Annotated in this window: 7 protein-coding genes and 1 tRNA gene; 7 read left to right on the top strand and 1 reads right to left on the bottom strand. The window is 43.7% G+C overall.

Annotation, left to right across the window (positions count from 1 at the left end):
- The first annotated feature begins 55 nt into the window (after positions 1 to 55).
- The 5 genes from KBY68_RS10025 (at position 56) to KBY68_RS10045 (ending at position 5,435) form a co-directional block, all read left to right on the top strand.
- Positions 56 to 129 (top strand) — tRNA-Pro (locus KBY68_RS10025).
- Positions 130 to 386: 257 nt separating this feature from the next.
- Positions 387 to 1,598, top strand: coding sequence for a histidine decarboxylase (locus KBY68_RS10030; protein WP_255097041.1), 1,212 nt, complete (start codon positions 387 to 389; stop codon positions 1,596 to 1,598).
- A gap of 1 nt (position 1,599) precedes the next feature.
- The gene (locus tag KBY68_RS10035; protein ID WP_255097042.1) at positions 1,600 to 2,940 is read left to right on the top strand and encodes a hypothetical protein; all 1,341 of its coding nucleotides are present in this window, start codon (positions 1,600 to 1,602) and stop codon (positions 2,938 to 2,940) included.
- A gap of 63 nt (positions 2,941 to 3,003) precedes the next feature.
- Entirely contained in the window at positions 3,004 to 4,119 is a 1,116-nt protein-coding gene (locus tag KBY68_RS10040) for an MFS transporter (RefSeq protein WP_255097057.1), read from the top strand.
- A 65-nt stretch (positions 4,120 to 4,184) separates the two neighbouring features.
- Positions 4,185 to 5,435, top strand: coding sequence for a ligand-gated ion channel (locus KBY68_RS10045; protein ID WP_255097043.1), 1,251 nt, complete (start codon positions 4,185 to 4,187; stop codon positions 5,433 to 5,435).
- A gap of 8 nt (positions 5,436 to 5,443) precedes the next feature.
- On the opposite strand, the gene KBY68_RS10050 is transcribed toward KBY68_RS10045, so the two are convergent.
- Complete coding sequence (locus KBY68_RS10050) at positions 5,444 to 6,250, bottom strand: hypothetical protein (RefSeq protein ID WP_255097044.1); 807 nt, start codon at positions 6,248 to 6,250, stop codon at positions 5,444 to 5,446.
- Positions 6,251 to 6,772: 522 nt separating this feature from the next.
- Between KBY68_RS10050 and KBY68_RS10055 the strand changes: the two genes are divergently transcribed.
- Both KBY68_RS10055 and KBY68_RS10060 read left to right on the top strand, forming a co-directional pair.
- A complete protein-coding gene (locus KBY68_RS10055) occupies positions 6,773 to 7,084 on the top strand; it encodes a nucleotidyltransferase family protein (RefSeq protein WP_255097045.1) in 312 nt (103 codons plus the stop codon).
- Positions 7,074 to 7,430 carry a HepT-like ribonuclease domain-containing protein gene (locus KBY68_RS10060; RefSeq protein WP_106501012.1) on the top strand — a complete coding sequence of 119 codons (357 nt, stop codon included), beginning with the start codon at positions 7,074 to 7,076 and terminating at the stop codon, positions 7,428 to 7,430. The genes KBY68_RS10055 and KBY68_RS10060 overlap by 11 nt, the downstream gene beginning before the upstream one ends.
- The last annotated feature ends 1,220 nt before the right edge of the window (positions 7,431 to 8,650 follow it).

Genomic DNA, 8,650 nt, shown 5'->3' on the forward strand with positions numbered 1-8,650 from the left:
ATTGGCGCAACAAGAGTCCTTTCACTGCCTGCACTCCGGTACTATTACAGAGAAGCGGGGCGTGGCGCAGCTTGGTAGCGCGGGTGCTTTGGGAGCACTAGGTCGCAGGTTCGAATCCTGTCGCCCCGATTGATCAAAGTTTTAGTGGCATGCTTGCTGCTTTCAATAGTCTGAGGCCTATAAAAATAGTTGACAACGTTCAATTTTTTGTTAAGATAAATGAATTATGTAATCTCCCTTCCCATTGTGCGAAGAATTAACAAAATTCCAATAATTCCGATTGTTAATTTCACTAATAAAAGTAAGCACTCTGCCTCCCTTCAAACCTCTCAGAATGATTATACTCGCGAATTTTATTTTTTTAATATTGACCAATTTATATTCTTATGACGTATAATCCGTGGAATAAATATCAGGAGCGTTTTCCGATTAGTGAAGAAACTTCTTCGCGTATTGCTGCCCTAAATTCTAGTATCCAAAATCGTTCTGCCCATTACATCGGCTTTCCGAATAGTCGCATTTTGTCCAACCTTCCGTTGGTAGATTTCTTAAAGTATAATATAAATAATATTGGTGATCCCTTTCATCCGAATTCTGGCATCAATACCTGTGATTTCGAGCAGGAGGTTATATCTTTTTGGTCTGCTGCCCTTCATTTGGATCCAGCAAATGCCTGGGGGTACATAACCAATGGCAGCACCGAGGGAATAATGTATGGAATCTCTCAGGGCCGTAACCGCTATGAAGATGCTGTTCTGATTTTTACTGAACATTCCCATTATTGCCTGCTTAAAATAGCTAATCTTTTGAGGCTTCCATATAGGTTAGTGCCAAGTAGATCAGACGGAAACCTAGATCTTGAAGCGCTTGAAAGCATACTTATTGAACTTGGTGGTAAACCTTTTATAATTAACTTAACAGTTGGAACAACTTTTCACGGTGCGATCGAATATCCCCAAATTGTTCTTGAACTCCTAGAGAAACTCCACCTCAATGAGTTTCATATCCATGTTGATGCTGCCCTATACGGTCCTATGCACTGCTGGATTCCCGAGGCGCCCTTATTTGACTTTCGCCTTCCTATTCACACACTTTCATTTTCTGGCCATAAATTCCTAGGAGCACCAATTCCTTGTGGAATTGTTCTGGGATTCAAGAACCGTGTGGTGCCGTTCGCAGGAAGCGCAGAATACGTAAACAGCATGGATACAACATTGTCTGGATCTAGAGATGGCTTAAGTTCTATTTTATTGTGGTTAGTAATTCAACAAATTGGTGCTAAGGGCCTTGCTGAGCTTGCCTACGAATCATTGGATGCAGCATCCCTGCTTACATTGCGTCTGGAAAAGCTGGGGATATCAGCCTATTGCCATGATAAAAGTTGCATTGTGGTATTTACAAAACCAAATGAATTTCTTCAAAAGCGCTGGCACCTTGCAACCTTGGCAGATCTAGCCCATATTGTAACTGTTCCTGGTGTTTCATCTGAAATGACTGATCTGTTTATTGAAGAATACCTTGAAAGTAGATCCAGTACCCCAGAAGTTCAGGAAGGGATCCTGAATTTACAATTACCTACACCCACACTTCTGCATTGATATGTTAACTCCTTCTTCAAAACCTCGTAGAAATTGGAAGCCAGCGATTGAAGGTATCCTATTTACTCTTGCTTGGCTCACCCTAACCAATATCACCATCTACTTTATCTATGTTCGAGCAGTGGAGGCCGTTAAGGAACAGATTCGGGAGGGGCTTCTGCGCAATGTGAGCGCTGCAGCAACTATGATCGATGGTGATCAACATAAATTGTTTACCTCAAAAGCATTTAAAAATGATCAAGGATATGTAAATTTAATCACCCGCCTAGAGCGTGTCCGTAAGGCATCCAGCGACGTGAAGTATGCATATACAAATATAATTCAGGGAGATAAAGTGTATTTTATCGCCAACGGTAGCCCCCAGGGTGACAACGATAAAGATGGTCGTCCTGATGAAGCGCCCCAGTTGATGGATCCCTATCCAGACGCTGGTTTGGCGCTTAGGGATGCTTTACGTTTTCAAAAACCAGCAGTTGATAAAGAGCCTTATACGGATGCTTGGGGTACTTTCTACAGCGCCTATGCACCCTTCAAAGATTCAAGAGGGAAATTTGTAGGAACCCTCGGCATGGACCTTGAGCTAGTAACCCTAAAGGCAAGATTGGTACCTATTGGTGTAGCTGCACAACGGGCGGCCCTCACATCAGACATCTTAGCAATACTATTTGGAGCTGCTGTTTGGTTTTTCCGCAGCCGCAATCGTATCCTGGAAGAACAACGTATCTTAGCAATTGGTGAAAAGAGTAAGGTGGAGTTGGAGCGTATTCAGGAAAGATCTTCCTCCGCTATCCAGCTTGAGGCAATAGCAACCAAGATGGAAAATAAAACTAAAAACTATGCATCAGCCCTTATTCGCTATGCCCGTGCTCGCCAGGGAATTCGCTCATCCAGTGCTGAAAATTTTGACCCAGCCGTGTTGATTAAATCGGCAATTCCTCCAGATATTTCCATCCAAGTATCTTCCGAGCTGCCAACACTGATTTGGGGTGACTCCAAGGAGTTAGATCTAATCATTAAATCTTTATGCTATAGCACCACTACTGCAACAATTCTCCCATCCTTGGATGAGATTAAGCTTTCCGTAAAGAATGAACAATTGAATAATATTGGTTTGGCGGTGAATATTCGCTTTTCTGATTTTACTAGCGCTCAGGAATCAAGGGCTGTTCTTATAGCAGATAGAGATCATCCCGAACACGTCTTTGATGAAAATTCCTTGCAATTTGCCACTTGTGTTGAACTAGTTCGTGCCTTAGGTGGCACATTATCTCACGAGCAGATCACTGAAAATGTAGAAGTTGTTTCACTAATTCTTCCCTTTAATAAATTTAAGGAGGTCTAAACCATCAACCAATTTCAACAACAACCAATTGATCGGCGATCACTAAATGCCGTATTCATTCTCATTCTAGCTACCGCAGTGGTGCAGGCTGCTGTGGGATATAACACGGTGCTATTTCCTGTAAGCCTGGAGGCCTATGGGTTCAACAAATTCCTGATTGGCCTCTGCCTAGCATTCGAGATGGGAGCGGTTATTTCGATTATTAATTGTATCGACTGGATACTTGGCAAATTTGGCCTTGTGGGCACCTTTGCATTGGCCACTGGAGTGCGCTTGGTAGTTCTGCTGCTTCTAGCTAAAACGCAAAATCTTCCCCTTTGGTGCATGGGTGTGTTTTTCTTTGGTATCTGCACCTACATGTGTTTGATCTCCCTCCAAACATGGGTAAATGCCTTATCGGTTGGACGATTTCGTGGCTTGGTGAGCGGCTGCTACAGCTCTGCTTTATCACTTGGAACAGCAAGTGGTCCTATCCTATTCAACACGTTTGGATCAGCAGGAGGAGGCAAAGCATTTCAGGGAAACATGATCATTGTGATTGTTGCCTTGCTGGTAATTATTCCTTTGCTTACTCAACAGCCACGCTTTCTAAGTCAAGGTCGTTTGCGTATTGGCTACGCGATCCGCATGGCTAAAGTTCCTATGCTTTCATCTTTTGTTGGTGGAGTTACATTCTTTGGTCTTCCGGCATTTCTTACACTTTACGGAATGATGAACGGCTTGTCTGTTCAACGTGCTTCCCTTCTTCTTACAGCCTTTATGCTTGGTTCAGTTAGCTTGGGACTTCTGATTTCGAGTTTTTCAAACCGTAGCAATAGAACCTTCGTAACCATACTTTGCGTACTTGTTGGTGTGCTCTGTGCTGTTTTCTTACCCCTTGGAATATACAATTACGTTATAGCTTTGTGCCTTCTTTTTGTTTGGGGAGGTGCTGCTGGAGGAATTTATGCTACCGGATTGTCTGCAGTTGCAGAACTTTTTAGAAAAGAAGATCAAGTTTCCGCAAATGTTGCCTACTCTATCCTTGATAATGTTGGTGGAATTATTGCCGTACTTTCAATTGGCTTCTTGATGAGTTCAGGTATTTCTGATGGTATCGTTTATGTAATTGTTGCTACTGCCCTATGCTATTTTATTTACTGTTTAGCCCAATTAATTAATACAGAACATATGGCTTAATATCCTTTGCTCATTATTGCTCCTTAACTTTTTCATTCCATCTTCTATAACTTAATAAACAAGTTATGAATTCCCGCCAACCTAAATCAAAATTCCGTCTCCCCCCCACCCTTAGGAAGCCATGGAATATCTCAACGCTAGTAATGGCAGTTGTGGCTGTTTTGTTAATTCTTTTGGCAGTTTTATCCGTAGATAATATTAGCTATAAAACTGGCGACTATCTTGCATTCACAGGCAGTAATAAATCAGGCTTACTTGAGCAAAAAAGCCGGCTTACTAAGCTTTTGAAGCGCGACCATAAGGGCTATGAACGTAGTGATATTAAAACATCTGTAATCGCTCAGCCTGATCCAATGAAGATTAAAATGGGCTTTTATGCTATTAATAATTACAATATTAATCTTCAAAGTCCTTCATTTGAAAGTTCTGGTTATTGGTGGCTCAAATGGGGCGATGACCTTCAAGCATATTTAACAGAAAATAACCTAAAAATATGGAAGGTTTTAACACCTGTTAATTTGATTAATATACCGCAATATGCAGAATCAGTATTTATTCCCACCGGTAACAGTAAGCCTAAACTTATGGCGGATGGAAACTGGTATTTAACTGGTACCTACAGTGGTGAGTTTTTTATTGATCGGAGTGATTTTCGTCGCCACCCTTTTACTACCCTTAGCCTTCCGATCATGATCGAAGCAGATGATGTGGTGTTGAGCAGTAATAAATTAGAAATATTACCGGATGTACAAGGATCTGGAATCGGACAATTCATTGATTCCAACCTTGGTTGGATTAATCAAGGTTGGACATTAGCTTCCTATAGGCACCACTACAACACTGATTTTGGCTTTGGTGAAGGCGCTTCTGATTTTAGTCAATTAGTATTTGAGGTTAAATATAGTACAAGTTCATGGTTGTCCTTCTGGAAGGTATTAGTACCTCTTATGATTGTTGTGGCGATGATAGCCGGTGCTACTAAGCTTGAGACAACACACTACGATGTGCGCCTTACACTACCTGTTACTGTTCTACTTACTTTAGTTTTCTTGCAGCAAACCCATGATGCTAATTTGCCTCAACTCCCCTACCTTACCTTCTTAGATGAGGTTTATGTTGTTTCGTATATTTTAACGCTTGGATCATTTGTGATGATGTTATGGGCCTGCCGTAGATATTATCAGGCCCTAAAGATAGAAGATGTTGATGCACGGGAAATTGAACTGAAAAAGCTTGATAAATCAGACGATTATTGGCCTACTTATGTAATTGGGAGTGGAATGATTGCCCTTATGATCTGTTGGTTTACGGGCTGATTGGAATATTAATGAGCGGCTTGCATTCGTTTTACTGCGGAAGTAAGCACATCAAGGGAGATATCCTCCGCCGACATCGGATCACCATATCCAAATGGATTATCCAGATCAGAAATCAAGCTTATCAGGAATATCATCATCAAACTAATTACCACAATGAAAAATATTGCCTCATGCAGTCTTGTGTTTTCCATAAGTATTAATCCTCCACATAAAAGCCCAATTGCTGCATAGGCCAGCCAGTAAACTAATTTTACAAATGATGTTTCCCGAATTGTTTCAATTCGATTTACTAGCTTTAAGATAGCTGCCATTTCCCCTAGTAGTCTTGCTTTTAGAGGAGGGTCTGATTTGAGTAAAATAGCTGCTTTAACAACGGCCCTATGGCAAGGATAATAATGCTTTAACAAATCAGAGGTTGAAACCCGATTCAACAGCCATTCAACAATTGTTTCAGCAAAAAATGTTATCTCGGTAACTGCAAAATATCCATCGCTATCTGGATATTGTATTGAAATTGCCTTAATTTCCAAGCTTAGTACTTCCAATCCAGTTGCCAGTTCAGCTGGTAATTTCTCGCTCTCCTTGTAATCAGCAAGTACACCGTTAAGTAAAAAACCCAATAGGAAAACTGTTGACGCTACCAATGTTGTAAACAGTGGATTCAGCTGAATCACCTCCCACCCAAATCGATGGACTGCCACTTTGGCGGCAGCTATGAGTGCCACCAGTGAAAAAACGCGCAGTAGTAGTTTGATGCGTTGAAGGCGGGCCTTACGGAGGCGATTAGCGCCAAAACGTTCGAGATTTCCCAATGCAAACATGTGATGGCGTTTAAATTAACCTATAGATTAGAACCAAAAAGCCATTAAAAACTGCTTTCTACATTCATTATTTGCGCTTACTTCTGGCAGTCTTTTCTGTGACGCTTATGACCGAGGCCTAAGGATCTTGCTCCCGGCGCCGAAACTTCAATACACCTTGAGCTTATTCAAGGAAGAGTTGGATTACTTGAATAAGGGCTGGGCTGCTCACGTATCCCCGGTGAGCGGTAGCTGCTAAGAAGGATGTCACCTTTTGGAAGCGTTTTTTGCCTCCCTCGCAATGGTTACTTGGAGGCTTGTTTGCTGGGTTGCTATTAGTTCATTAATCCAAATCAAATCAGGCTGTTTCCAGCAACGAATTGATCTGCTCCAGCGTTTGGGATTTGCAATGCGGTGCTGCTGAATGGCAGTGTGGGGTAATCAGGCCGGTTTGAACCTTTGCTGGCAGAGGTGGAAGGCAAGCCAGACGTGCGAAACTTGGCTTATCCAGGTTGAACAGATGGAGATTGGTCTATGACCATGGCTCTCGCTCCCAACCAGCTCGCCGCAATCGCCGCTGCATGCAGTCAGCACCATGTGGCACTCCTGCATGCCTTCGGGTCTGTTCTAAGGCCCGATTACCGCCCCGGCAGCAGCGACATTGACTTACTGGTGGAGTTCGAAGATCTCCAGCCCACAGACCTTGTTGAGGCCTACTTCGGCCTTGAGCAACAACTCACCGAGAGCATGGGCACCGCCATTGATCTGGTGATGGCCACGGCCGTACTTAACCCGATTGTGCGCGCTGACATCGAAGCCTCGAAGCAGCTTATCTATGCGGCGTGATATCAAGGCATTTCTGATCGATGTAGTTGAGGCAACCGATGCCATCCTGGAAGCTGTCAACGGCATCAAATTGGATGATTACTGCAACAGTCGCCTCATTCGCTCCTCCGTCGAACGGGAGTTTATCATCATTGGTGAGGCGCTAACTAATCTTTCCCGCCTGAATAACGATTTATTCACCAGGATTCAAAACGCACAGCGCATCATCAGCTTTCGCAACAAACTCACGCACGAGTACGTCAAGGTCGACAACACCCTTGTTTGGGGTGTGATCCAGAGCTATCTCCAGCCCCTGCGATCAGCCTGTGTTGCCCTGGCCGCTGAATCAGATCCTGGAGCCGATTGACCGATAGCCAAAGCAGAAGCCATTGATGATGAACTGGTCAGCTATCGGTAACTGATGTTCGTAAAGCGTGAATTGCTTTTTTTGATCATGTGCCGTTTGGCGCCAGCGGTCTACCTGTTCTGCAAATAAGCCGCGTTCCCTGCAGCACTCCAGCTATCCGGTATCTATCAGCAAAGTTGTCCGCCTGTGATGCCGTGCGAGGCAACAAGTTGAATATAAACTGCTTCCTGCTCATGGCACAGCGATATCCACGTGAATAGACAATTAATGAATTATTTCTTATAATCATTTACTGGTTAGCTGTTTTCTTTGGCTTATTCAAGATGATTTAGTACTGTTTCAAACTTCGACTGATTTTGCTGGTTTTGGATGATTTATTTTTACAATTTCTGGTTGTTGCCATTTTCTTATATGTCTACTCCAGCGCTTGGGCTGCCTTCTTTTCGCTTCTTCATAGGTGTTATGTCTTATCTCGCAAATATCAACAGATTCGCTGGACTGCGTGTACTGCTAAACCAAAGTGCCTTTTCCTTTTTCTGTAGTTCCGATCCGCCATGCTTGGTGCATCTAATCCATTTGCATACTCTGCTGCTTGGCGCCATTGAGCAAGTTGCCCGTGGTAAAGACCTCTTTCTCTGCAATAGGCACCTAGATCAGCTGGCAGGTACTAATTCCCCTTCTCGTTTCCATAGGTGCCTCCAGCTTTAAAGCGTTTGACGGCTAATACCTGTAGCCCTTGAAAATTAAGTAATTGTTTTACAGCTAGCCGGACTCATCCGCTTGCGAATTTCACCACGAAATTTGGCGTCGTAAATCGGTCTCATTGTTCATCGGTTGTACCCTCTTGTTATTTCTTTGGTACAAGCGGACTTCTTTGCTGATATTGGGGGGGTGGCCACCAGCGGCAAACACACCATCCTGGATCGCAAGGACGCACCCGTGAGATAAAGCCCGCGCCGCAGCGGCTGCAGGGCTCCCTCCCGCAGCCATTCGCTCACCTTGTCGCTGGGGCGCCTGTAACCGCTGAGCACCTCATCCAACGTTTCGCGTGCCAGTGGCACGGCGCCAAATTCCTGCAGCGGATGGGACAAACCGCTGGATTTATACCGGGCCCTGCTTTTTTCTTGGGGCATAATCGGATTCTATCCGATTTTCTAACTTTTTTTGATCATGTGCCGTTTGGCGCCAGCAGCGTTGGACTGGGGCCTTAATCGTCCTAA

Source organism: Synechococcus lacustris Maggiore-St4-Slac (assembly GCF_024345595.1).
In the GTDB taxonomy this organism is placed as follows: domain Bacteria; phylum Cyanobacteriota; class Cyanobacteriia; order PCC-6307; family Cyanobiaceae; genus Synechococcus_D; species Synechococcus_D lacustris.

Bases quoted from the DNA above. Each gene is read 5' to 3' on its own strand.
- KBY68_RS10030 (WP_255097041.1), top strand. From the start codon at position 387: ATGACGTATAATCCGTGGAATAAATATCAGGAGCGTTTTCCGATTAGT.
- KBY68_RS10055 (WP_255097045.1), top strand. From the start codon at position 6,773: ATGACCATGGCTCTCGCTCCCAACCAGCTCGCCGCAATCGCCGCTGCA.
- KBY68_RS10045 (WP_255097043.1), top strand. From the start codon at position 4,185: ATGAATTCCCGCCAACCTAAATCAAAATTCCGTCTCCCCCCCACCCTT.
- KBY68_RS10035 (WP_255097042.1), top strand. From the start codon at position 1,600: ATGTTAACTCCTTCTTCAAAACCTCGTAGAAATTGGAAGCCAGCGATT.
- KBY68_RS10060 (WP_106501012.1), top strand. From the start codon at position 7,074: ATGCGGCGTGATATCAAGGCATTTCTGATCGATGTAGTTGAGGCAACC.